The organism is Agromyces humatus, assembly GCF_021228295.1.
Taxonomy (GTDB): domain Bacteria; phylum Actinomycetota; class Actinomycetes; order Actinomycetales; family Microbacteriaceae; genus Agromyces; species Agromyces humatus.
Window position 1 is genome coordinate 353,108 of record NZ_JAJQPD010000002.1, and the last position, 24,421, is coordinate 377,528.

At 68.6% G+C, this 24,421-nt stretch carries 23 protein-coding genes; 3 read left to right on the plus strand and 20 right to left on the minus strand.

What is annotated here, in order from left to right:
- Position 1 precedes the first annotated feature (1 nt).
- The 6 genes from mltG to LSF15_RS04320 all read right to left on the minus strand — a co-directional run bounded on the left by mltG (position 2) and on the right by LSF15_RS04320 (position 7,202).
- Positions 2-1,435 carry an endolytic transglycosylase MltG gene (mltG, locus tag LSF15_RS04295; RefSeq protein WP_232497287.1) on the minus strand — a complete coding sequence of 478 codons (1,434 nt, stop codon included), beginning with the start codon at positions 1,433-1,435 and terminating at the stop codon, positions 2-4.
- Positions 1,432-1,908, minus strand: coding sequence for a Holliday junction resolvase RuvX (ruvX, locus tag LSF15_RS04300; RefSeq protein WP_232497288.1), 477 nt, complete (start codon positions 1,906-1,908; stop codon positions 1,432-1,434). Before ruvX ends, mltG begins: the two co-directional genes overlap by 4 nt.
- Positions 1,909-1,914: 6 nt before the next feature.
- Positions 1,915-4,572 carry an alanine--tRNA ligase gene (gene alaS / locus LSF15_RS04305; protein ID WP_232497289.1) on the minus strand — a complete coding sequence of 886 codons (2,658 nt, stop codon included), beginning with the start codon at positions 4,570-4,572 and terminating at the stop codon, positions 1,915-1,917.
- A 56-nt stretch (positions 4,573-4,628) separates the two neighbouring features.
- Positions 4,629-4,823, minus strand: a complete 195-nt coding sequence (locus tag LSF15_RS04310; RefSeq protein ID WP_232497290.1) for a hypothetical protein — start codon at positions 4,821-4,823, stop codon at positions 4,629-4,631.
- 141 nt (positions 4,824-4,964) lie between these two features.
- The gene (rpsD, locus tag LSF15_RS04315) at positions 4,965-5,588 is read right to left on the minus strand and encodes a 30S ribosomal protein S4 (protein WP_232497291.1); all 624 of its coding nucleotides are present in this window, start codon (positions 5,586-5,588) and stop codon (positions 4,965-4,967) included.
- A gap of 213 nt (positions 5,589-5,801) precedes the next feature.
- Entirely contained in the window at positions 5,802-7,202 is a 1,401-nt protein-coding gene (locus tag LSF15_RS04320) for a replication-associated recombination protein A (RefSeq protein WP_232497292.1), read from the minus strand.
- A 122-nt stretch (positions 7,203-7,324) separates the two neighbouring features.
- Here LSF15_RS04320 and LSF15_RS04325 point away from each other — a divergent pair, with 122 nt between their 5' ends.
- The 3 genes from LSF15_RS04325 to LSF15_RS04335 all read left to right on the plus strand — a co-directional run bounded on the left by LSF15_RS04325 (position 7,325) and on the right by LSF15_RS04335 (position 10,105).
- Complete coding sequence (locus LSF15_RS04325) at positions 7,325-8,092, plus strand: peptidylprolyl isomerase (RefSeq protein ID WP_232497293.1); 768 nt, start codon at positions 7,325-7,327, stop codon at positions 8,090-8,092.
- An 86-nt stretch (positions 8,093-8,178) separates the two neighbouring features.
- Positions 8,179-9,411, plus strand: coding sequence for a DUF349 domain-containing protein (locus LSF15_RS04330; protein WP_232497294.1), 1,233 nt, complete (start codon positions 8,179-8,181; stop codon positions 9,409-9,411).
- Positions 9,412-9,511: 100 nt separating this feature from the next.
- A complete protein-coding gene (locus LSF15_RS04335) occupies positions 9,512-10,105 on the plus strand; it encodes a type IV toxin-antitoxin system AbiEi family antitoxin (RefSeq protein WP_232497295.1) in 594 nt (197 codons plus the stop codon).
- Here the strand turns inward: LSF15_RS04335 and LSF15_RS04340 are convergent.
- From LSF15_RS04340 to thrS, 14 genes are all read right to left on the minus strand, one after another.
- On the minus strand, positions 10,084-12,225 hold the full coding sequence (locus tag LSF15_RS04340; RefSeq protein ID WP_269756155.1) for a RelA/SpoT family protein: 2,142 nt from the start codon (positions 12,223-12,225) through the stop codon (positions 10,084-10,086). The two genes, LSF15_RS04335 and LSF15_RS04340, sit on opposite strands and share 22 nt — an antisense overlap.
- Positions 12,226-12,414: 189 nt before the next feature.
- Positions 12,415-13,434 carry a protein translocase subunit SecF gene (gene secF, locus LSF15_RS04345; RefSeq protein ID WP_232497296.1) on the minus strand — a complete coding sequence of 340 codons (1,020 nt, stop codon included), beginning with the start codon at positions 13,432-13,434 and terminating at the stop codon, positions 12,415-12,417.
- On the minus strand, positions 13,434-15,173 hold the full coding sequence (gene secD / locus LSF15_RS04350; protein WP_232497297.1) for a protein translocase subunit SecD: 1,740 nt from the start codon (positions 15,171-15,173) through the stop codon (positions 13,434-13,436). Before secD ends, secF begins: the two co-directional genes overlap by 1 nt.
- Positions 15,174-15,235: 62 nt before the next feature.
- Entirely contained in the window at positions 15,236-15,601 is a 366-nt protein-coding gene (gene yajC / locus LSF15_RS04355; protein ID WP_232497298.1) for a preprotein translocase subunit YajC, read from the minus strand.
- A gap of 98 nt (positions 15,602-15,699) precedes the next feature.
- Positions 15,700-16,758, minus strand: coding sequence for a Holliday junction branch migration DNA helicase RuvB (gene ruvB / locus LSF15_RS04360; RefSeq protein ID WP_232497299.1), 1,059 nt, complete (start codon positions 16,756-16,758; stop codon positions 15,700-15,702).
- On the minus strand, positions 16,755-17,372 hold the full coding sequence (gene ruvA / locus LSF15_RS04365) for a Holliday junction branch migration protein RuvA (RefSeq protein ID WP_232497300.1): 618 nt from the start codon (positions 17,370-17,372) through the stop codon (positions 16,755-16,757). Before ruvA ends, ruvB begins: the two co-directional genes overlap by 4 nt.
- On the minus strand, positions 17,369-17,974 hold the full coding sequence (gene ruvC / locus LSF15_RS04370; protein ID WP_232497301.1) for a crossover junction endodeoxyribonuclease RuvC: 606 nt from the start codon (positions 17,972-17,974) through the stop codon (positions 17,369-17,371). The genes ruvA and ruvC overlap by 4 nt, the downstream gene beginning before the upstream one ends.
- Before the next feature lie 9 nt (positions 17,975-17,983).
- Complete coding sequence (locus tag LSF15_RS04375; protein WP_232497302.1) at positions 17,984-18,742, minus strand: YebC/PmpR family DNA-binding transcriptional regulator; 759 nt, start codon at positions 18,740-18,742, stop codon at positions 17,984-17,986.
- 106 nt (positions 18,743-18,848) lie between these two features.
- On the minus strand, positions 18,849-19,379 hold the full coding sequence (locus tag LSF15_RS04380; protein WP_232497303.1) for a DUF1697 domain-containing protein: 531 nt from the start codon (positions 19,377-19,379) through the stop codon (positions 18,849-18,851).
- Between the two features lie 25 nt (positions 19,380-19,404).
- Entirely contained in the window at positions 19,405-20,133 is a 729-nt protein-coding gene (locus tag LSF15_RS04385) for a hemerythrin domain-containing protein (protein WP_232497304.1), read from the minus strand.
- A gap of 79 nt (positions 20,134-20,212) precedes the next feature.
- Positions 20,213-20,860, minus strand: a complete 648-nt coding sequence (gene pdxT / locus LSF15_RS04390; protein ID WP_232497305.1) for a pyridoxal 5'-phosphate synthase glutaminase subunit PdxT — start codon at positions 20,858-20,860, stop codon at positions 20,213-20,215.
- Positions 20,857-21,774 carry a pyridoxal 5'-phosphate synthase lyase subunit PdxS gene (gene pdxS, locus LSF15_RS04395; RefSeq protein ID WP_231046798.1) on the minus strand — a complete coding sequence of 306 codons (918 nt, stop codon included), beginning with the start codon at positions 21,772-21,774 and terminating at the stop codon, positions 20,857-20,859. Before pdxS ends, pdxT begins: the two co-directional genes overlap by 4 nt.
- 100 nt (positions 21,775-21,874) lie before the next feature.
- A complete protein-coding gene (locus LSF15_RS04400; protein ID WP_232497306.1) occupies positions 21,875-22,438 on the minus strand; it encodes an HIT family protein in 564 nt (187 codons plus the stop codon).
- Positions 22,435-24,381, minus strand: a complete 1,947-nt coding sequence (thrS, locus tag LSF15_RS04405; protein ID WP_232497475.1) for a threonine--tRNA ligase — start codon at positions 24,379-24,381, stop codon at positions 22,435-22,437. Before thrS ends, LSF15_RS04400 begins: the two co-directional genes overlap by 4 nt.
- Positions 24,382-24,421 lie beyond the last annotated feature (40 nt).

The following is a 24,421-nucleotide window of genomic DNA, read 5'->3' on the forward strand; positions in this document are numbered from 1 at the left end:
GTCAGCCTCCGTACTCGGGGTGGTCGGCGAGCCAGGCGAGGAACAGCTCGACGGCCGCATCGTGCTCGTCGATGGTCGCCGAGAACACCGTCTCGCCGGTGTCGAGGTTGACCGTCACGAAGTACAGCCACGAGCCGTCGGCCGGATGCAGGGCGGCATCGATCGCGAGATCGCCCGGATTGCCGATCGGACCGGGCGGCATGCCGGGATGCACGTAGGTGTTGTACGCGTTCGCCGGATCGGCACGCTGCGCATCGGTCGTCGTGACGACCGAGTCGTCGCCGAGCCCATAGTGCACCGTCGAGTCGAACTGCAACAGTCCGCTGTCGAACAGTTCGGGATTCAGGCGATTGTCGATCACTCGCGAGACCTTGTAGTAGTCGTCGCGCAGCCCCGCCTCACGCTCGATGAGCGAGGCCTTGACCACCGTTCGCCAGCGGTCTTCGGGCGCGACGCCCGCGGCATCGAGCGCTTCGAACGAGCGGTCGACGAGCATCTTCACGAGGGCGGGTGCGGTGATGTCGGGGTCGACGGTGTAGGTCGCCGGGAACAGGAAACCCTCGACGCCGGTCGCCTCCGCCGGAAGACCCAGCGTCGTCACGTCGGCGGCCGCGGCCTCGAGCTCCTCGATCGGCAGGCCGGTGACGGCTGCGGCCTCTGCGAGGGCGTTCTTCGCCCACATGCCCTCTTGGATCACGAAGGTGTTCTCGAGCTTGTTCGCCGGGTCGAGGAGGGCGTCGAGCGCGGATTGCGCGCTCATCTGCTCGGCCATCAGGTAGGCCCCGGGATAGAAGATCGGGGTCGGGTCGGCTTCGGCCAGGGCCTCGGTGAATGCCTGGGCGCTCGCGACGATGTCTTCGGAGGCGAGGTTGTCGGCGATCGAAGTGCCGGTGTCGCCCTCGTGGATCATGAACACGACCTCACCCGTCCCCGTGCCCTCGAAGTCCTCGGCGGGCTGGAACCGGTCGACCAGCGCGGTGATCGGGCCCTGCAGGAAGAAGAATGCGCCCACGCCGAGCGCGATCACCACGACGAGGCCGATCAGGCAGCCCCACGCCCCGCGTCGTCGGGGTCGCCCGGGTTCATGCGGATCCGAGATCTCGGCGCGGCGCTCACTGCGCGACGGGGCCCCAAGCGTGTCGAACCCGGCAGGTTGCGACGGCACCGCCGTCACCGCCGCCGTTGCGGCCTCCGCCGCTGCGATGGCGGCGGCGTGCCGCTCCTCGGCCTCGATCGCTGCGGCACGCCGCTGTTCGGCCTCCCTGGCCTCGCGGCGTGTCATCGGCTGGCCCGCGTCGCGGGCAGCCGCGGGCGGTGCCTGCTCGGGCCGCGCGGCGGTTCGATCGCCGACCGGACGCGAATCGTCACCGGCGAGCAGGGCGTGCCAGTCGGTCGCCGGATCGGTGCCGTTGCGCTCTGGGGGGAGCTGTGTCACAGGGGGAATTGCCCTTCATCGGTATCGACGGAGCGACCGGGCGGGTTCCCCGAGGCGCGCTCGGCGTCGATGGCGTGTTGCAGAATGATAACGGCTGCAACTTGGTCGATGATGGGACGCTGCTTGCGGCTCGACTTCCCCGTCGCCCGAAGCGCCTGCTGGGCGCTCACCGTCGAGAGCCGCTCGTCGACGAGCCGCACCGTGGCGCCGGCCGCGGCAAGCCGCTTCGCGAACGCGGTCGCGTCGTCGGTCGACGGTGTCTCCGCCCCAGAGAGCGACAGCGGATTGCCCACGACGAGCTCGATCGCCTCGAACTCGTAGGCGAGTTCGAGGATGCGCCGCACATCGTCGTCACCGTCTGTCGATCTGGGTACCGTCTCGACGGGCACCGCGAGGAGTCCGCCGGCGTCACAGCGTGACACGCCGATTCGGGCACGACCGACGTCGATGCCGAGCCTGGCTCCGGAACGCATGCGCCGCTATCCGGCGAGGCCGGCGCGCACCGCCGCGAGCGCCGCGGGGATCGCGGACACGTCGCTGCCGCCGCCCTGCGCGAGGTCGGGCTTGCCGCCGCCACCGCCGCCCAGCACACCAGCCGCCGTCTTCGCGAGCGCACCGGCGTTCGCGCCGGCGTCGCGCGCCGCTGGCGAGGTCGCCACGATGGTGAGCGGCTTGCCTCCGACCTCCCCGGCGAGTGCGACGACGGATGCCGCATCACCGAGCTTCGCCCGGACCGACAGGGCGAGCGAGCGCAGCTCGTCGCCCGAGCCGAGCGAGCCGAGCGACTCGGCCACGAGCAGCACGTCGCCGACGCGCGCGGCCTTCGCCGCGAGTTCGGGCACCCGGTCGTTCAGTGCCTTCGCCTCGAATGCCTGGATGCGCTTCTCGGCGGACTTCAGGTTGGTCACGAGTTCGCCGACGCGGTCGACGAGCAGGTCAGGACGGGTCTTCAGCGTCGCGGTGAGCTCCGAAACGAGTGCGCGTTCGGCCGCGAACCGCTGGAACGCCTCGAGGCCGACGAGCGACTCGACGCGGCGGTTGGATGCGCCGACCGACGACTCGCCGACGATATTGATCATTCCGATCTCGGCGCTCGTCGACACGTGGGTGCCCGCGCAGAGCTCACGGGACCAGGGTCCGCCGATGTCGACGACGCGCACCACGTCGCCGTACTTCTCGCCGAACAGCGCCATCGCACCGAGCGACTTCGCCTCGTCGAGCGGCATCTCACGGGTGACGACCTGCAGGTTGTCGCGCACCGCCGAGTTCGAGATCTCCTCGATCTCGCTGCGCGTGGCGGCCGAGAGCGCGGAGTTCCAGCCGTAGTCGAGACGGAGGTAGCCCGCCTTGTTGAACGAACCCGACTGGTGTGCGTTCGGGCCCAGCACCTGGCGCAACGCCGCGTGCACGATGTGGGTGCCCGAGTGCGCCTGGGTCGCGCCGCGTCGGTACCCCTCGTCGACGAGGCTGGTGGCACGTGCGCCCACGCCGACCTCGCCGGAGGTCACCTTCACCGTGTGGCTGATCAGGCCCTTCACGGGCTTCTGCACGTCGAGCACCTCGAGCTCGAACCCGTCACCGACGATGCGGCCCTGGTCGGGCGCCTGTCCGCCGGACTCCGCGTAGAGCGAGGTCTCGGCGAGGATGACCTCGGCGGTCTGACCCGCGACGGCACGGTTCGCCGGAGCGCCGGCGACGAGGATGCCGAGCACACCCGACTCGGTCGCCAGTTCGGAGTAGCCCGTGAAGATCGTCTCGCCCTTGGCACGGAACTCGGCGTACACCGAGAGGTCGGCGAGCACCTTCTTCTTCGACTTCGCGTCGGCCTTCGCGCGCGTGCGCTGCTCGGTCATGAGGCTGTCGAACGCCCTGCGGTCGACGGTGAGACCGGCCTCGTCGGCCATCTCGAGCGTGATCTCGATCGGGAAGCCGTAGGTGTCGTGCAGGAGGAACGCGGTGTCGCCGGCGAGCTCAGCACGCCCGGACTGCTTGGTCTCGGCGACCGCGACGTCGAGGATCGAGGTTCCGGCCGCCAGGGTGCGCAGGAACGTCTCCTCCTCGCCGAGGGCGAGCTGCTCGATGTGGGCATAGTCGCTCGCGACCTCGGGGTACGCCGACTTCATCGCGTCGCGGGACGCCGCGAACAGCTCGCGGAACGTCGGGCTCTCGACGCCGAGCAGGCGCATCGCCCGGATGCTGCGACGCAGCAGTCGACGCAGGATGTAGCCACGCCCCTCGTTCGACGGGCTCACGCCGTCGCTCATGAGCATGAGCGCGGAGCGGACGTGGTCGGCGATGACGCGCATGCGCACGTCGTCATCGTGATTCGCACCGTAGGTGCGGCCCGAGAGCTCGGCCGCGCGGTCGAGCACGGGTCGAACCTGGTCGATCTCGTACATGTTGTCGACGCCCTGCTTGATGAAGGCGACGCGCTCGAGCCCCATGCCGGTGTCGATGTTCTTCTTCGGCAGGTCCTTGACGATGCGGAAGTCGGTCTTCGACACCACGTCGTCGATGAGGTACTGCATGAACACGAGGTTCCAGATCTCGACGTACCGGTCGTCATCGGTCGCCGGACCGCCGTCGACGCCGTACTCGGGGCCGCGGTCGAAGAAGATCTCGGAACAGGGGCCCGCCGGCCCGGGCTGCCCGGTGTGCCAGTAGTTCGTGTCCTTGCCGAGCCTCTGGATGCGTTCCTCGGGCAACCCGGCGACGCGCTTCCAGATTTCGATCGCCTCGTCGTCGTCTTCGTAGACGGTGACCCAGAGATCGCTCGGCTCGAACCCGTAGCCGCCGTCGGCCTCGGGCGTGGTGAGCAGCTCCCACGCCATCGAGATGGCGCCCTCCTTGAAGTAGTCGCCGAACGAGAAGTTACCGCTCATCTGGAAGAAGGTGCCGTGCCTCGGGGTCTTGCCGACCTCTTCGATGTCGTTCGTGCGGATGCACTTCTGCACGCTCGTCGCGCGCGGGTACGGCGCTGGAACGAGACCCGTGAGGTACGGGACGAACGGCACCATGCCGGCGACCGTGAACAACAGGGTCGGGTCGTCCGAGACGAGCGATGCCGAGGGGACCACAGCGTGCCCGCGCTCGGCGAAGAAGTCCAGCCAACGCTGGCGGATGTCGGCAGTCTGCATGGTTCCGTTCTGGGTTTCGCCCGGGACATCCGGGCCGTCGAAATCGTTTCGAGTGGTCAGTTCGCGGGAGCCGCGTCGCCGCGGAGCTCGGCGTCACGCTCGTGGTAGCCCTCGGCGATGGCCTGGCCGAACGCGCGAGCCTTCGCATCGACCGACGAGAAGAAGTCGCGGCCCTGCTTGGTCTGGTTGACCTGGTGCGCGACGACGAATCCGGCCGCCACGCCGACGGTGAACCACAGAATGCTCTTCACGAGGTGCTCCCTGCTCGATCTCTCGCCGATGCGGTGCGCTCGGCACGCTCGGAACAGTCTAGTGGCGCGCGACGGGCGCCCGCCGAAGACGCAACAGGGGCCGCGGGAAACCCCGCGACCCCTGTTCGAACGCCTCGTGCGTCAGCGAGCGGCGTAGTACTCGACGACGAGCTGGACCTCGCAGGTCACGGGGACCTCGGCGCGCTTCGGGCGACGGATGAGCCGCGCCTGGAGCTTGTCGAGTTCGACCTCGAGGTAGCCCGGAACCTTGGGGAGCACGTCGACGTGACCGCCGGCAGCGGCGACCTGGAAGGGCTCGGTGCCCTCGCTGCGCGCCTTGACGTGCACGAGCTGGCCCGGCTTCACCCGGAACGACGGGCGGTCGACGAGCTGGCCGTCGACGAGGATGTGGCGGTGCACGACGAACTGGCGGGCCTGCGTGATGGTGCGGGCGAAGCCGGCGCGCAGCACGAGGGCGTCGAGACGCATCTCGAGCAGTTCGACGAGGTTCTCACCGGTCTGGCCGGCGGTGCGCTTGGCCTCGACGTAGGCGATCTTGAGCTGCTTCTCGCGGATGCCGTACTGGGCGCGGAGGCGCTGCTTCTCGCGCAGACGCACGGCGTAGTCGCTGTCCTGCTTGCGCTTGGTACGCCCGTGCTCACCGGGAGCGTAGGGGCGCTTCTCCATGTAGCGGGCGGCCTTCGGGGTGAGGGCGACGCCGAGCGCACGGGAGAGGCGGGTCTTGCTGCGTGACTGGTTCGACACGAATGTCCTTTCGGAAGAATCTCAAATGTACTCACGGCGCGATCGCGCACCGGAAGTCTGTGTCAGAGGGATTCGCCAAGGGCGGATCGGCTACAGATCGCACCCATTCGCCGGTGACTCTCTCGCAGCCGCGCTCGAGAATCAGGTTTCAGGCCAACGGAAATACTACCACGCGCCCAGACGGATGAGTTTCGGTTCGGCCGGCGGTGACGGTCAGGCCCCGCCGCGCACGATGCGTCGCAGCTTCGCGAGCCTCGCCGACACCTCGCGCTCGTTCCCGTGCTCGGTGGGTTCGTAGTACACGGCACCACGCAGGGACTCGGGCAGGTACTCCTGCGCGACGACGCCGATCGCGTCGTCGTGCGGGTAGCGGTAGCCCTTGCCGTGGCCGAGCCGCTTGGCGCCCGGGTAGTGGGCATCGCGCAGGTGCTTCGGCACTCGGCCCGCCTTGCCCTCGCGCACGTCGGCGATCGCGCGGTCGATGCCGACGTAGGCGGCGTTCGACTTGGGAGCCGTCGCGAGATGCACGACCGCCTGCGCGAGCGGGATGCGACCCTCGGGCATGCCGATGTACTGCACGGCATCGGCAGCCGCGACCGCGACGCCCAGGGCGGCCGGATCGGCGAGGCCGATGTCTTCGGAGGCGAGCACGATGATGCGCCGGGCGATGAAGCGCGGATCCTCACCTGCCTCGATCATGCGGGCGAGGTAGTGCAGTGCTGCGTCGACGTCGCTCCCTCGCACCGACTTGATGAAGGCACTGATGACGTCGTAGTGCTCGTCGCCGTTGCGGTCGTAGCGCAAGAGGGCGCGGTCGACGGCGCGCGCCACGATGTCGGCCGTGATGACGGGCTTCACCGGTGCGCCGGACTCACCGCCCTCACCTTCGGGTGCGATCGGCTCGGCCTCGCCGGCCGGATCTGCTGCGGCCGTCGATTGCGCGGCCGCGACGGATGCTGCCTCGAGTGCGGTGAGCGCGCGTCGGGCGTCGCCCGAGGCGAGCCTGATGATGGCGGCCCGTGCGTCGGGCTCGAGCTCGACTCTGCCCCCCAACCCCCTCGTGTCGCCGACGGCGCGGTCGACGAGCGTGCCGAGATCGTCGTCGGTGAGCAGCTCGAGCGTGAGCAGCAGGGAACGGGACAGGAGCGGGGAGATGACCGAGAACGAGGGGTTCTCGGTGGTCGCCGCGACGAGGATGACCCAGCCGTTCTCGACGCCCGGCAGCAAGGCGTCCTGCTGGGCCTTCGTGAACCGGTGGATCTCATCGAGGAACAACACCGTGGAGACGCCGTACAGGTCGCGACTGGCGCGCGCCTCCTCCATGACCTGGCGCACGTCGCGGACCCCCGCGGTGACGGCCGAGAGCTCGACGAACTTGCGGCCCGACGACCTGGCGATCGCCTGGGCGAGCGTGGTCTTGCCTGTGCCGGGCGGGCCCCACAGGATGACCGAGACCGACCCGGACTCGCCGGTACGGTCTCCCGCGAGCGCGACGAGCGGCGACCCTGGGGTGAGCAGATGCCGCTGCCCGGCGACCTCGCCGAGACTCGTCGGACGCATGCGCACCGCGAGCGGGGTCGCGCCTGAGCGCAGCCCCGGACTCGTTTCCACCATGCGCCAAGCGTAGCTGCGGCATCCGACACCATCCCCGCCCGCGACGCCGCGCGGTGCGGCGATTGGTGCGCACCCACGGGCTTGCGTAGAGTCGGCACGCAGAACCCCCGAGAAGGAGCAGCGTGGCAACGAACGACCGACAGGCGCGCGAGGAACGAGCACGGCTTCGTACCTATCAGGCCCGCCAGCAGGTGCACGCCGGCAAGAAGCGCCGCCGCACCCGAGACAACGTCATCGCGAGCATCGCACTCGTCATCGTGCTCGCGCTCGCCGTCGGCGCGCAGCTGTTCTTCTTCAACGGCGGGCCGGGCAGCCCCGAGCCCGCGTCGTCGGCGACCCCGACCCCCACGCCCGAAGCCGCCGACGTGCCGTCGCCCGACCTCGCCGAGGGTCGCACCTGGTCGGGTGCACTCACGGTCAACGACATCGCGCTCGGAATCGAACTCGACGGCGCCGCGGCGCCGCAGGCCGTCTCCAGCACGATCAGCCTCGTGCAGGAGGGGTTCTACGACGGCCTCAGCTGCCACCGTCTCACGAAGGACAGCATCTGGGTGCTGCAGTGCGGCGATCCGAACGGCGACGGCTCGGGCGGTCCCGGCTTCAGCTACGGTCCGATCGAGAACGCCCCTGCCGACGGCGTCTACCCGGCCGGAACGGTCGCGATGGCCCGCCAGCCGCTCAACGCAGACAGCCAGGGCAGCCAGTTCTTCATCGTCTACGCCGACACGACGCTGCCCGCCGACAGCGCCGGCGGCTACACCGTCATCGGACACGTCACGAGCGGTCTCGACGAGCTGCGCGCCGGGGTGACCGATGCGGGCCCGGCCGACGGAGCACCCGACGGACCCCCGAGCGTGCCCGTGACGATCACCTCGTTCACCGTCGAGTAGACGACCGGCAGCACGCTTCGACCGTGCAATAGGCTTGATGCCACCTGCCGCCTCGCGCGGCATCCGACCTACGACAGGGTGAGGCCGTGACCGAATCAGATCAGCAACCGTGGGGCCGCGTCGACGAGACGGGCACCGTCTTCGTGCGAACGAGCGACGGCGAGCGGGAGGTCGGTCAGTACCCCGACGCGACGGCCGAAGAGGCCCTCGCGTACTTCGAGCGCAAGTACGCCGACCTCGCCGGCCAGGTCACCCTGCTCGAGCAGCGCGTGAAGCGCGGGGCTCCCGCCGCCGACGTCGCGAAGGCCCTCGCGTCCCTGCGTGAATCGGTCGCCAATGCGCACGCCGTCGGCGACCTCGAGTCGCTCGCTCGCCGCCTCGAGGCACTCTCCGGCACCACCAAGGAGCTCACCGAGCAGCAGCAGGCCGAGGCCAAGGCCGCGCTCGCGGAGGCCATCGCCGAGCGCACGCGCATCGTCGAGCAGGCCGAGGCGCTCGCCGCGCAAGATCCGGCGAAGACGCAGTGGAAGCAGGCCACGGCCGAGCTCGACGCCGTGTTCGCGAGCTGGCAGCGCCACCAGCAAGACGGTCCGCGCCTTCCGAAGAACGAGGCCAACGAGCTGTGGAAGCGGTTCCGTGCCGCTCGCTCGACGATCGAGACGCACCGCAAGGCGTTCTTCGCCGAGCTCGATGCGTCGCACCGCGACGTCCGCACGCGCAAGCAGGCGCTCATCGAGCGTGCCGAGGCACTCGCTCCGCGTGGAGCCGACGCGGTGGGCGACTACCGCAACCTGCTCGACGAGTGGAAGCAGGCGGGCCGCGCCGGCAAGAAGCTCGACGACCAGCTCTGGGCCCGGTTCAAGGCCGCCGGCGACGTGCTCTTCAACGCCAAGGCCGAGATCGACGCGCAGGAGGACGAGGCCTACCGCGCCAACCTCGACGAGAAGCTGGCGCTCCTCGCCGAGGCCGAGCCACTGCTCACCGAGACCGAGCCCAAGCAGGCTCGCGCCGGACTGAACCGAATCCAGCGCAAGTGGGACGAGATCGGCAAGGTCCCTCGTGATCAGATCCGCGTCGTCGAAGACCGCCTGCGCAAGATCGAGACCCACGTTCGTTCGCTCGAAGACGAGCACTGGCAGCGCGAAGACCCCGAGAAGAAGGCGCGCTCCGAGGGCATGCTCGGGCAGCTCAACGAGGCGATCGAGAAGCTCGAGTCCGAACTCGCTGCGGCCGAGGCCTCCGGCGACGCCCGCGCCGCGGCATCCGCTCGTGAAGCGCTCGAGGCGCGCCGCGCGTGGCTCAAGGCCGTCGGCGGCTGACGCTCGGGCACTCCCCCGCAACGATCGCGGGTCACGCCGCGTTCTCCACAGGTCGTCGTTCGACGCGCCGATCGGCGAGCGGATGCCCCACCATGGGGTCATGGCCAGGCTTCCTGCGGTGCTCGGCACCGATGACCTTCCGCTCGCCGAGCTCTGCGCCGCGCGCATCGACGGCGATCTCTTCGCGATCGACGAGGGGTGGGCTCCGATCGATGAACCCGACCTCCCGAGCCTGCGTGCGGCCGTCGTCGCACTGCGTGTGTCGCGTTCGCTCATCATCGAGCGACTCTCGGCAGCCTGGGTGTACGACGCACTCGACACTGCACCTCGCACCGCGCAGTTCTGCGTACCGCATCGCTCGCGCATCGCAGCGATCGCCGATCGGCGCATCACGATTCGCGAGGTCGTGCTCACCGATGACGAGGTGGCCGAGCTCGGCGGGGTGAGCTGCACGACGCCGGCCCGCACCGCGTTCGACCTGCTGCGCGAGACCTCGCTGCCGGATGCCGATTCGGTGGGCATCGTGGCACGGCTGCTCGCACCGCGCCCGCGTCTCGAAAGCCAGATCCGCGAACGGCTCGCGCGGGCGCAGCGCATGCCGCACCGCGCCCGGGCGTTGGTGCGCCTCGACCACGCCGTCGAGACCGCGTCATCGACCCCGGTGGGCTCGACTCAGCCGTCGCTGACGCGGTAGACGTCGTAGACCGCGTCGATTCGCCGCACCGCGTTCAGCACGCGATCGAGATGCGTCGTATCACCCATCTCGAACACGAAGCGGCTGAGCGCCAGCCGGTCGGTCGATGTCGAGACGTTGGCCGAGAGGATGTTCACGTGGTGCTCCGACAGCACGCGGGTGACGTCCGAGAGCAATCCGGCGCGGTCGAGCGCCTCGATCTGGATCTGCACGAGGAACACGCTCTTCGAGCTCGGCGCCCACTCGACGTCGATGATGCGTTCAGGTTCACGCATCAGCGACTGCACGTTGTGGCAGCTCGCCTGATGCACCGACACGCCCGCCCCGCGCGTGATGAATCCGACGATCTCGTCACCGGGCACCGGAGTACAGCATCGGGCCAGCTTCACGAGGATGTCGGGCGCCCCGCGCACGAGCACTCCCGAGTCGGAGTGACGTGGGAGTGGCCGCGACCGTACGGGGATGGGAAGATCGGGCTCATCGCCCTCATCGATGTCGCGAACGAGCGCGACGACCTTCTCGAGCACCGACTGGGTGGAGACATGGCCTTCGCCGACGGCGGCGTAGAGCGACGAGACGTCGTCGTATCGCAGTTGCGCCGCGACCTCGGCGAACGAGTCCTGGCTCATGAGCTTCTGCAGTGGCAGGTTCTGCTTTCTCATCGCGCGAGCGATGGCATCGCGGCCCTGCTCGATCGCCTCGTCGCGGCGCTCCTTCGTGAACCATTGCCGGATCTTGTTGCGTGCACGCGGGCTCTTCACGAAGCCCAACCAGTCCTGGCTCGGTCCGGAGTCGGGGTTCTTCGAGGTGAACACCTCGACGACATCGCCGCTGGTGAGCTCGCTCTCGAGCGGGACCAGACGTCCGTTGACCTTCGCGCCCATCGTGCGGTGGCCGACCTCGGTGTGCACGGCGTAGGCGAAGTCGACTGGTGTCGCGCCCGACGGAAGGCCGATCACACGGCCCTTCGGCGTGAAGACGTACACCTCTTTCGCGCCGATCTCGAAGCGCAGTGAATCGAGGAACTCGCCGGGGTCGGCGGTCTCGGCCTGCCAGTCGGAGATGTGCGCGAGCCACGCCATGTCGGTTTCGTTCTGCATGGCCGGGCCGCCCGCGGAACGACCGGTCGTCTGCTCCTTGTACTTCCAGTGCGCTGCGACACCGTACTCGGCCCGCTGGTGCATGTCGTGGGTTCGGATCTGGATCTCGACCGCACGCCCCTTCGGGCCGAGCACCGTGGTGTGCAGCGACTGGTAGAGGTTGAACTTCGGGGTCGCGATGTAGTCCTTGAATCGCCCCGGCAGCGGCGTCCATCGGGCATGGATCGCGCCGAGCACGGCATAGCAGTCGCGCACCGAGTTCACGAGCACGCGAATTCCGACGAGGTCGTAGATCTCGTCGAAGTCGCGGCCGCGCACGATCATCTTCTGATAGATCGAGTAGTACTGCTTCGGCCGGCCGACCACCCGGCCGCGGATCTTCGCGGCCTTCAGGTCGTCGTTGATGAGATCGATCACGTTCTGCACGAACTCCTCGCGCTGCGGCGTGCGCTGCTTCACGAGGCTCTCGATCTCGGCGTAGAGCTTCGGGTAGAGCACCGCGAACGAGAGGTCCTCGAGCTCCCACTTGATGGCCTGGATGCCCAGGCGGTGTGCGAGCGGCGCGTAGATCTCGAGCGTCTCGGTCGCCTTGCGCGTCGCTGACTCGGCCGGCACGAATCCCCATGTGCGCGCGTTGTGCAACCGGTCGGCGAGCTTGATGATGAGCACGCGGATGTCTTTCGACATCGCGACGATCATCTTGCGGACGGTCTCGGCCTGCGTCGAGTCACCGTACTTGACCTTGTCGAGCTTCGTGACGCCATCGACGAGCATCGCGATCTCGTCGCCGAAGTCGGCCCGCACCTGGTCGAGCGTGTATGCGGTGTCTTCGACGGTGTCGTGCAGCAGCGCTGCCGCGACGGTCTTCGACCCGATGCCGAGGTCGGCGAGGATCTGGGCGACGGCGACCGGATGGGTGATGTAGGGCTCACCGCTCTTGCGCTTCTGCCCCTCGTGGGCCCGCTCGGCGACGGTGTAGGCCCGCTCGATGAGCGACAGGTCGACCTTCGGATGGTGCATCCGAACCGTTCGCATGAGGGTGTCGACCGCGCCGGTCGGCTGCGCTTTCGAGAAGATACGCGGTACGAGACGGCGCAGCGAAGCAGTCGAATTGACTCCGGCTTCGGTCACGCGTCAGCACCTCCAGACCTCAATTATCACCGTTCCTTGAGGTGTGGTGCGCCTGAGGGCGCACGCCGGTCGCGAACATCACGCGGTGGGCAGCACCTCGGCCGAGGGCGCGCCCGCCCGCTCGCGCTCCTTCAGCACCTTCTGGTCATGCCGGCGGATCTCGGGCTCGCCCTCACGCAGCTGCGAGTAGAGCGGGGCCGCGAGGAACACCGTCGACCAAGTGCCGACGAGGATGCCGATCAGCAGCGCGAGCGAGATGTCACGGAGTGTGTCGGCTCCGAGCACGCCTGCGCCGAGGAAGAGGATCGCCGCGACCGGCAGCGCGGCGACGACGCTGGTGTTGATCGAGCGTACGAGCGTCTGGTTCACCGCGAGGTTCACCGACTCGGCGAACGTGCGCCGCGACTCCTGCCCGTCTTCCGCGGTATTCTCTCGGATCTTGTCGAACACCACCACGGTGTCGTACAGCGAGTAGGCGAGGATCGTCAGGATGCCGATGGTGGCGGCGGGGCTGATCTCGAGACCCAACGCCGCGTAGATGCCCACCGTGGCGACGAGGTCGGCGATCAGGGCCAGGATCGCCGCGAGCGACATCTTCCATGTGCGGAAGTAGAGCGCCATGATGACGGCGGCCAGCAGCATGAACGCCACGAGGCCGACGAGTGCCTGGCGAGTGACGTCGGCACCCCAGCTCGGGCCGATGAACGACGACGTGACCTCGGATTCGGGCACGCCGTACGCTTCGGCGAGGGCAGTTGTGACCGCGCGCGAGTCTGCCTGTTCGAGCTGGTCGGTCTGGACCCGGATGCCATCGCTGCCGACGATCGTCACATGCGCGGTTGCGTCGGGCACGACGGATTCCACGGCGTCGATCGCCGGCTGTTCCTCAGCGTTCTCGACGCCCGCGATCTGGAATTGCGAGCCCCCGCGGAACTCGATGCTGAAGTTGACCCCGCGGAGGATCGGCACGAGTACCGAAAGCAGCAGCAGCACGGCCACGATCGTGTACCACTTCTTGCGTCCGCCGACGAAGTTGAAGGAGCGCTTGCCCGTGTAGAGGTCGTTGCCGAAGGTCGTGAGACGGTTGGCCTTGGCCATCAGGAGTCCTTCCCGTCGTTCGAGGTATCGCCCGCACCGACCATCGCGGCCGCCTTGCGTTCGGCGATGGTCTGGCGCCGCTGCGCCTCTTTCGCGCTGGACGCGGCCTTCTTCGCCGTCACCGCGGCAGGCTTGCGGAACTCCGCACGCCCCCGGTACACCGCGCCGAGCGCCTCGGGGTCGAGGCCCGACCACGGGTTTCCACTCGAGAAGAACTTCGTCTGCGCAAGCAGCTGCAGCATCGGGTGGGTGAACAGGATCACGACGACCACGTCGATGATCGTGGTGAGGCCGAGCGTGTAGGCGAAGCCCTTGACACTGCCGACCGCGAGGACGAAGAGCACGATCGCCGCGAGCAGGTTCGTGGCCTTCGATGCGAGCACCGTGCGGAAGGCTCGCTTCCAGCCGGCCTCGACGGCGCTGACGAGCTGACGGCCGTCTCGGAGCTCGTCGCGGACGCGTTCGAAGTAGATGATGAACGAGTCGGCGGTGAAGCCGATGGCGACGATGAGGCCCGCGATGCCCGCGAGTGAGAGGCGGTAGCCCTCTCGCCACGACAGGATCGTGATCATCAGGTACGTGATGATGCCCGCGATCACCAGCGACGCGATCGTGACCGATGCGAGGGCCCGGTATTGGAAGATCGTGTAGATCACGACGAGGATGAGGCCGATGAGGCCGGCGATGAGGCCGGACTGCAGCTGCGACGTGCCGAGGGTCGGAGAGATCGTGTCGGAGGACTGCACCGTGAAGCTGATCGGCAGCGCGCCGAACTTCAGCTGGTCGGCCAAGGCCTTCGAGGTCTCCTGCGTGAACTGGCCGGTGATCTGCGGCCGACCGTCGGTGATGGCCGCGTTCATCGACGGCGCGGTGAGCACGGCACCGTCGAGCACGAAGGCGAACTGGTCGCGGGGCGTCTGTCCTTGCAGTCCGAAGAGCCGGGTGCTGACTTCGGTGAAGTCCTGGGTGCCCTCCTCGTCGAACACGATGTTGACCGCCCACTGCCCGGTGGATGCGCCGGTCTGGGTCTGCACCATGCCGTTCGTGGCGTCGACGATGTTCTCACCGCTCGCCTCGACCGGACCGAGGAGGTACTTGGCCGCACGCTCCCGGTCACAGGTGACCAGTGGCTCATCGGCCGGTGCGACGTTCGTCGAGGTGTCGTCGAGTGCAGCGCAGTCGAAGTTGTCGAACTGGTCCTGCAGGGCCGGGGTGATCCACGCCGGGTCGCTGCCGTCGGTGGGCTCGACGGTCGGCGTCGACTCGAGCTCCTCGGCCGGGTCGGTGGGCGACGGGCTCTCGGTCGGGCTGACCGCCGTGTTCGTCGCCGCGTCGGCGAGGAGCACCGCACGCAACTCGAGCTTGGCGGACTGCTCGATTCGGTCGCGCGTCTGGTCGTCGAGCTCACCCGGGATGCGGACGACGACGTTGTCGCCTTCGGTGTTGATCTCGGACTCGGCGACACCCGAGGCATCGACACGCTGCCGGATGATCGACACGGCCTGGTCGAGCTGCTCCTGCGAGACGTCAGCTCCGGTCTCTACCTTCGGCGCGAGGATGATCTGCGTGCCGCCCTCGAGGTCTAGCGCGAGCTTCGGAGTCCACGAGCCCCCGCCCCAGATGACGCCGGCAGCGTTGATGCCGAACAGGAGCGCGATGATGACACCCAGCCAGGTGAGGGAACGCCATGCCTTGCGGACTGGCGTCGGCCGGGATGACCGCTTCGATGGTGCAGCCACGTTTCTGCTTTCTCTGCAGGAGCCCGCGCATCAGTGCGCGGGCCGAGCCTCGGGGATGGGTGCTAGTCGTCCGACTTCTTGGTGTCGGGGGCCTCGTCGCTCGTCGACGGGGCTTCGGTGGGCTCGTCGCCGACGCGCTCGCCGAACTCGGGCTCGCTGCCGAGCGACTCGGGGGCCTCGTCGGCCGCCACCGGCTCGACCACGCGGGCGACCGTCTGCCGGTGCACGGTGAGCACCGTGCCGGGCGAGGTCTCGAGCAGCACCTGGTTCTCTTCGTCGTCGATCGAGAGGATCGTGCCGAACACTCCGAAGTTCGTCATCACCTTCGCACCCGGCTGCACCTTCGACTGAAGTTGTTCTGCGTCAGCCTTGCGCTTGCGCGAGTTGCGGAACATGAAGAAGATCAGCACCGCCAGGACGGCGAGCATGATGATAGTGAACGGATCGAACGTCATGAGGGGGAGTTACCTTCCGGTGTGCGTTGTGCGCACGAAGTCAGAGGCGCTGAGAGCGTCGCCTCAAAGGATTATAGGTCATCGATCGGAAGGGCCGCTGCCGCCCCGGGCGCACGTTCGGCAAGGCCGAAATGCCGCCAGGCCGACGGCGTCGCGACACGGCCCCGCGGCGTCCGGGTGATGAGCCCGATGCGCACGAGGAACGGCTCGACCACCGCCTCGATGGTCTCGGCCTCTTCGCCGACCGACACCGCGAGCGTGTTGAGGCCGACGGGCCCGCCGCCGAAGCGGGTGAGGATGATCTGCATCACCGCCCGGTCGAGCCGGTCGAGACCGAGTGGATCGACGTCGTAGAGCTCGAGCGCCGCGCGCACCGCCCCGAGATCGGCGCGGCCGCCGTGCACGAGCGCGTAGTCGCGAACTCGCCGCAGCAGTCGGTTGGCGATGCGCGGGGTGCCTCGACAGCGCCCGGCGATCTCGGCGAGCGCCTCTCGGTCGACGTCGAGCCCGAGCATCGACGCCGCACGCTCGAGCACCCGCTCGAGTTCGGCCTCGTCGTAGAACTCGAGGTGCGCGGTGAACCCGAACCTGTCGCGCAGCGGATTCGGCAGGAGGCCGGCGCGGGTCGTCGCCCCCACGAGCGTGAAGGGCGCGAGGTCGAGTGGCACCGACGTGGCGCCGGCGCCCTTGCCGACCATGATGTCGATGCGGAAGTCCTCCATGGCGAGGTAGAGCATCTCTTCGGCCGAGCGGGCCATGCGGTGGATCTCGTCGATGAACAGCACCTCGCCTGGCACGAGCGAGCTCAGGATCGCTGCGAGGTCGCCGGCGTGCTGGATCGCCGGACCACTCGACATGCGCAGCGGCCGGCCGCCCTCGTAGGCCACGATCATCGCGAGGGTCGTCTTGCCGAGACCCGGCGGGCCGGCGAGCAGGATGTGGTCGGGTGTTCGCTGCTGCAGCATCGCCGCAGTGAGCAGGAGCTGCAGCTGCCCGCGGACACGGGTCTGCCCGACGAACTCCTCGAGGCTCTTCGGGCGCAGCGCCCCCTCGAACGCGAGCTCGGCCTCTGACGCGAGCACCGGGTCGGTGAGGTCGACGTCGCCACCCTGCATGCCGCTCGTGCTCATCGTGAACGCCCCGACTGCTGCGCGGGCCCGAGCCGCGACAGCGTGAGGCGCAACAGGGTCGGGACGGATGCCGCCTCGGTGTCGGACGCAGCGGCCATCGTCTCTTCGACCGCTTCGGCGGCGACGCGCTCGGCCCAGCCGAGGCCGGTCAGTGCCGCGAGCACGCTGTCGGCGGCGCCGCCCGCGGCAACGGCGGGTCGAGCGGTCGCGGCAGGCGCGACGAGCTTGCCCGCGAGCGAGACGGTGATGAGCTTCGCCGTCTTGGGGCCGATGCCGCTGACCTTGCGGAATACCGCGTCATCGTCGCGCTGCACGGCCTCGGCGACCTGCTCGGGAGAGAGCGCCGACAGCACGCCGAGCGCCGACTTCGGGCCGACGCCGGTGACGCCGATCAGCAGGTCGAACACGTCGAGCTCGTCACGAGTGCCGAACCCGAACAGGGTGAGCGAGTCTTCGCGCACCACCATCGTCGTGTGCACGCTCGCCTCGCTGCCTTCTCGGCTCGCGAGCGCGAGCGCAGGCGTCGTGTTGACGTGAAAGCCCACGCCGCCGACGTCGATCACGATCGAGTTGCCGCCCGCCGAGATCACGCGGCCGCGAAGAGAGGAGATCACTCCTTCAGCCTACGGGCGCCCCCCGACACGGCCGCGGAACGCTCCGCGGCGAGCCACGCGCGCTGTGCCGGAGTCAGACCCGACGGCGCGGCCTGAGCCGAGGCATCCTGAATTGCGGCACCCGCCGCTCCCCCGGTTCGCCAGGCGTGGCAGATCGCGAGCGCGAGCGCGTCGGCCGCGTCAGCGGGCTTCGGCACCGCCTCGAGTCCGAGGATGCGGGCGACCATGGCGCCGACCTGCTTCTTGTCAGCACGGCCGTACCCGGTGATCGCGGCCTTCACCTCGCTCGGAGTGTGCAGCGCGACCGGAATCGCCCGTCGAGCGGCGATCAGCATCGCGACACCCGAGATCTGGGCGGTGCCCATGATCGTCGACACATCGCTTCGGGCGAAGACCCGCTCGAGCGCGACCGCCTGCGGACGATGCTCCTCGAGGATCGCCTCGAGACCGTCGGCGATACGCGCGAGCCGTCGCGGCGTGTCGAGGTCGGCCGGCGAGCGCAGCACGACGACATCGACGAGCCTGGCGGTGCGATCGGGCTCGACGTCGACCACCCCGACGCCGCATCGCGTCAGGCCGGGGTCGATGCCGAGCACACGCACGGCGATCGGCTAGTCCTCGGCTTCGAGCTCGGCCTGCACCTCGGGGGTCAGGTCGAAGTTGCTGTAGATGTTCTGCACGTCATCGCTGTCTTCGAGAGCATCGATGAGGCGGAACACCTTGCGGGCGGTCTCGGCGTCGATCTCGACCTTGAGGTTCGGCACGAACGCGGCGTCGGCCGAGTCGTAGTCGATGCCGGCTTCCTGCAGCGCAGTGCGCGCCGCGACCATGTCGGACGCCTCGGTGACGACCTCGAAGGTGTCACCTTCGTCGGTGACCTCTTCGGCACCGGCATCGAGCACGGCAGCCAGGATGTCATCTTCGGTGGTGCCCTCGGCCGGCACCACGATGACGCCCTTGCGCGCGAAGTTGTAGGCCACCGAACCGGGGTCGGCCATGGTGCCGCCGTTGCGGCTCATGAGCGTGCGCACCTCGGCTGCGGCGCGGTTCTTGTTGTCGGTCAGACACTCGATGAGCAGCGCCACCCCGTTGGGACCGTAGCCCTCGTACATGATGGTGGTGTACTCGATGGACTCACCGGTGAGCCCCGCGCCCCGCTTGATGGCGCGGTCGATGTTGTCGTTCGGGACCGACGTCTTCTTCGCCTTCTGCACGGCGTCGACGAGGGTCGGGTTGCCCGAGAGGTCGGCGCCGCCCATCTTGGCGGCGACCTCGATGTTCTTGATCAGCTTGGCGAACGACTTGGCTCGGCGTGCGTCGATGACCGCCTTCTTGTGCTTGGTCGTGGCCCACTTGGAATGCCCGGACATGCGTCTCCTGAATCGCTTTCGCGGCGGGGTGAGCCCGCCGACAGACCATTCTAGGCCAGCGTGCGCGAGAGCCCGCGATCGACGAGCGGATGCCGCGAGCAGGTGTTCAGCCGAGGATCTTCTGCAACGTGCGGAGGTTGCGGTTCGTCGTCACGGGTTTGTACCGCGCCTTGCCGATGAGCTTCGCGAACGGGGTGTCGACGGTGGTGCCCTTCACCGGGTTCCAGTAGAGCACCCCTTCGCCGGGCGCGATCGGGTCGACGTCGGGATCGACCTCGCCCGCGGCGTGCAGTATTTCGTCGACGACCGCGGGATCGGACGCGAAGATCACCCACGGCTGCCGCTGCACGTCGCCGGCATCGAAGGGGAATGCCTCGACGGCCCGCTCGAGTTCGGCCCGGGTCACGAGCACGATCCAGGCGTCGTACCCGAAGCGCTCGCCGAGTGCACGTTCGATGCGCTCTTTCAGGGCGGCGGATGACTCGCCGCCGTCGGTCTCGAAGGCGACGTTGCCGCTCGCGAGCACGGTGCGCACTCCCCCGAAGCCGAGACGCTCGAAGAGTTCGCGCAGCTCGGCCGACTTCACCGTGATTCCCCCGACGTTCACGCCACGCAGCAGGGCGATGCAGCTGGTCATCCCAGCAACGATACTCGGGCAGCGCTCACGCCGTAGCGGGAGTCACGGCTCGAGTCCGGTCCGTGCGGAGCCGCTGGATCGCTCGCTCGTACTGGCGTCGGCCGACCATGCGATAGGCGACCCGGATCGGCGCGGGCAGTTCGGTGTCGAACCAGGCGTCGCGCTCGGCCTCGGGAACGCTGTCGATCATGAGACCGAGCAGCACGAAGATCGGCAGTGGCGGCTTGTGGCGTCGGGCATGCCTGTGGATGTCGTCCCACTCCGCGTCGGAGAGGATCGCATCGAGCACTGGGAACGCCTCACGCTCCTCGTCGGCGAGATGCTCCACGAGCAGCCGGTCGATCTCGCCGAGTTCTGCGGCGAGCCGCGCGGCACTCGCGTCATCGGCTCGGCGCGCCCAGCCGTCGACGAGCGCGTCCGCGATGTCGAGCCGATCTGAGACGGCGTCGTGCTGGCGCCGCATCAGTGCCACGTGCAGTCCGCAGGAAGGTGCGCGCTCGGTCATCACATCCCAGAAGTACTCGTCTTCGGTGCGGTGGTGCACGTGGAGGAGGGCGATGATGCCGCGCAGGTGCTTGGCGACGTGCCGGGCGTGCGCGGTGTCGCCGGAGGCGACCTTCCGCACCAGGTCGGGCGCCTCCGCGAACAGGCGGCGGAAGAGACGGTGGATGACGACGACCTCGTCGCTGCGACACGTGGAGCTTGGGTCGGCGGCGAACTCGGTCGCGCCCGTGCTGGGAAGTCGAGTGGTCATGCGTGCAAGGCAATCGGAAGACGCACGCGGCCGCGCCGGGGCCATCCCGCTGATCGGCCCCGGGTACGCCCTGACCTCGCTACGCGGTCGTCGCCGCCGCCCGGACCTTGGCGAGGAAATACTTGTGGAAGCGGTACTCCCCGTTGATCTCAGGGTGAAAGCTCGTGCCGAGCAGGTTGCCCTGCTCCACTGCGACGACCCGGCCGTCGGAGATCGTCGCCAGTGCAGTGGCGGACGGCCCGACCGACTCGACGACCGGGCCACGGATGAACACGGCGTGCACGGGCGCGTCGCCGAGCGCCGGCACGTCGAGGTCGGTCTCGAACGACTGGTTCTGCGAGCCGAAGGCGTTGCGGCGCACCACGACGTCGAGCCCGCCGAGCGACTGCTGCCCGGCGATCGCGTCGAGCACGCTGTCGGCGAGCATGATGAGGCCCGCGCACGTGCCGTACACGGGGAGCCCCGCGGTGATCGCGGCTTTCAGCGGCTCGGCCAGGCCGTACGCGCGCGACAGCTTGTCCATGACGGTCGACTCGCCACCGGGGATCACGAGGCCTTCGATCGCGTCGAGTTCGGCGGGCCGGCGCACCAGCGACACGCTCGCGCCGAGCTTCGTGAGCACGTGCGCGTGCTCCCGGAAGTCTCCCTGCAGTGCCAGAACACCGACGCGGGGGCCGGCCGAAGCCGCCGCCCCCGCGTCGAGTGATTCGGTGCGGAGCGTCGTCACCAGCCGCGCTCGGCCAGGCGGTGCGGCGCCGCCAGGTCGCCGACGTTGATGCCCACCATCGCCTCGCCGAGACCGCGCGAGACCTCGGCGATCACCGACGGGTCGTCGTAGAACGTCGTGGCCTTGACGACGGCCGCGGCGCGCGCCTCGGGGTTGCCCGACTTGAAGATGCCCGAACCCACGAACACGCCGTCGGCGCCGAGCTGCATCATCATCGCGGCGTCGGCGGGAGTGGCGACACCGCCCGCGGTGAACAGCACGACGGGGAGCTTGCCGGTCTCGGCCACCTCGAGCACGAGTTCGTAGGGGGCCTGCAGCTCCTTCGCCGCGACGTACAGCTCGTCACGGGTCATCGACTTGAGCGCGTTGATCTCGGAGGTGATCTTGCGGATGTGCTTGGTCGCCTCGGACACGTCGCCCGTGCCGGCCTCGCCCTTCGAGCGGATCATCGCGGCGCCCTCGTTGATGCGGCGCAGTGCCTCGCCGAGGTTGGTCGCACCGCAGACGAACGGCGTGTTGAATGCCCACTTGTCGATGTGATTCACGTAGTCGGCCGGCGAGAGCACCTCGGACTCGTCGATGTAGTCGACGTCGAGCGCCTGCAGCACCTGGGCCTCGACGAAGTGCCCGATGCGGGCCTTCGCCATGACGGGGATCGACACCTCGGCGATGATCGCCTCGATGAGGTCGGGGTCGCTCATGCGGGCGACACCGCCCTGGGCGCGGATGTCGGCGGGCACGCGCTCGAGCGCCATCACGGCGACGGCGCCGGCATCTTCGGCGATGCGGGCCTGCTCGGCGGTGACGACGTCCATGATGACGCCGCCCTTGAGCATCTCGGCGAGGCCGCGCTTGACGCGGCTGGAACCGGTCTGCGAGGTCGCGGCGGGTGCGGGGACGGAAGCTTCGGTCATGGTGTCAATCCTAATCGTCGGGTATGGTGCGCACTGCGCCGCGATGGAGGCAGTGCGGCGGTGCATTGGACACCACGTCCAGCGGACGCGGTCGGTCGGTTCAGGCGGGCCAGGCCTGGGCGATCTCCTGGCGGACCTCGCCGAGCAGTCGGGGCAGCGCCTTCGTTCCTGCGATGATCGGGAAGAAGTTCGAGTCGAGCGCCCAGCGCGGCACGATGTGCTGATGCAGGTGCTCGGCAATGCCCGCGCCGGCGATGCGGCCCTGGTTCATGCCGATGTTGAAGCCGTCACAATGCGACACCTGCTTCACGACGCGCATCGCCACCTGCGTGAGTTCGCCGATCTCGGCGACTTCTTCGGCGGTCGCCTCGTCGTACGTCGCGACATGGCGGTACGGACAGACGAGCAGGTGCCCGCTGTTGTAGGGGAACAGGTTGAGCAGCACGTAGGCGTGGCGCCCTCGCGCGACGATGAGCGACTGCTCATCGTCCATCTCGGGCGCCCTGCAGAACGGGCACGCGTGTTCGTCGGGCTGCTGGCCGTGCTGGATGTACACGAGCCGGTGCGGCGTCCACAGTCGCTGGAACGCGTCGGGCACGCCGGCCAGATCGGCCGCCATGTCGGTCGGGATCCCGTCGAACTCGTCAGGCTGATAGCTCGTCATGCGAAGAGGTCGTCGCGAGTCGTGACCTGGCGCCGCTCGTCGATCGCCGCCCGGATGTGCGCGACCGCCTCGTCGATCGCCACGCCGTTCTCCTGCGTACCGTCGCGGAACCGGAAACTGACCGTCTCGCCGGCGCGGTCGTGCTCACCGGCGATGAGTTGGAACGGCACCTTCTGGGTGGTGTGCGTGCGGATCTTCTTCTGCATGCGGTCGTCGCTCGTGTCGAGTTCGGCACGCACCCCGTACCCCCGCAGGAGCTCGATGATCGCACCGAGGTACGGTACGTACTCGTCGGCGACCGGGATGCCCACGACCTGCACCGGCGCGAGCCACACCGGGAACGCGCCCGCGTAGTGCTCGAGGAGGATCGCGAAGAAGCGTTCGATCGAGCCGAACAGCGCCCGGTGGATCATGATGGGGCGCTTCTTCTGCCCGTCTCGGTCGGTGAACTCCAGGTCGAATCGCTCGGGCAGGTTCGGGTCGACCTGCACGGTCGAGAGCTGCCAGGTGCGGCCGATCGCGTCGCGTGTCTTGAGGTCGATCTTCGGCCCGTAGAACGCGGCCTCACCGGGCATCTCGGTGAGCTTGAGGCCGCTCGCACGGGCGACGTTGCGCAGTGCGTTCGTGGAGTAGTCCCAGAACTCCTCCGAGCCGATCCACTTGTCGCTCTCGTCGTCGCGCATCGACAGCTCGAGTTCGAAGTCCTCGAGGCCGAAGTCGCGCAGCATCGAGATGACGAAGTCGATGACCTTGGTCGCTTCCTCCTCGAGCTGGTCGGGGGTGACGAAGAGGTGCGAGTCGTCCTGCGTGAAGCCGCGCACCCGGGTGAGTCCGTGCAGCGCGCCCGAGAGTTCGTTGCGGTACACGGTGCCGTTCTCGGCGAGTCGCATCGGCAGGTCGCGGTAGCTGCGCCCCCGCTCCTTGTAGATGAGGATGTGCATCGGGCAGTTCATGGGCTTCAGGTAGTAGTCCTGGCCCTGCTTCGTGATGTTGCCGTCGTCGTCGCGCTCCTCGTCCATCGTGATCGGCGGGAACATGCCCTCTTTGTAGGTGACGAGATGGTTGGACTGGAGGAAGAGGTCCTCTTTCGAGATGTGCGGCGTGTACACATAGGTGTACCCGTCGGCGATATGGCGTCGCCGTGCGTGCTGTTCCATCTCCATGCGCACGACGCCGCCGCGCGGATGCCACACCGAGAGCCCCGAGCCGATCTCGTCGGGGAAGCTGAACAGGTCGAGTTCGCGCCCGAGCTTGCGGTGGTCGCGCTTCGCCGCCTCCTCGAGGCGGTGCTGGTAGGCGCGCAGCTCGTCTTTCGTGGCCCACGCGGTGCCGTAGATGCGCTGCAGCTGCGGGTTCTTCTCGGAGCCCCGCCAGTACGCGGCCGCGAGGCGCATGAGCGCCCAGCCGTTGCCGATCATGCGGGTGTTCGGCAGGTGGGGTCCGCGGCAGAGGTCCTTCCAGACCGTCTCGCCGGTCTTCGGGTCGACGTTGTCGTAGATCGTGAGCTCGCCCGCACCGACCTCGACCGACTCGTGGTCGTCGCCGCTGCCTTCGCCGTGACCGGCAGCGCCCTTCAGCCCGATGAGCTCGAGCTTGTAGGGCTCGGTCGCGAGCTCGGCGCGCGCCTCGTCGTCGGTGACGACACGCCGAACGAAGCGCTGACCCGACCGGATGATGCGGGCCATCTCTTTGTCGAGCGCCTTCAGCGACTCGGGGGTGAACGCCTCAGCCACGTCGAAGTCGTAGTAGAAGCCGTCGGTGACGGGCGGGCCGATGCCGAGCTTGGCCTCGGGGTTGATGGTCTGAACGGCCTGGGCGAGCACGTGCGCGGCGGAGTGCCGCAGGATGTTCAGTCCGTCGGGCGAGTCGATCGTCACGGGCTCGACGGAATCGTCGTCGGTCACCGTCGTCGCGAGGTCCTTCAGCTCGCCGTTGACGCGCATCGCGACAACGGATCGGTCGGTGAAGAGCGCGAAGCCGTCG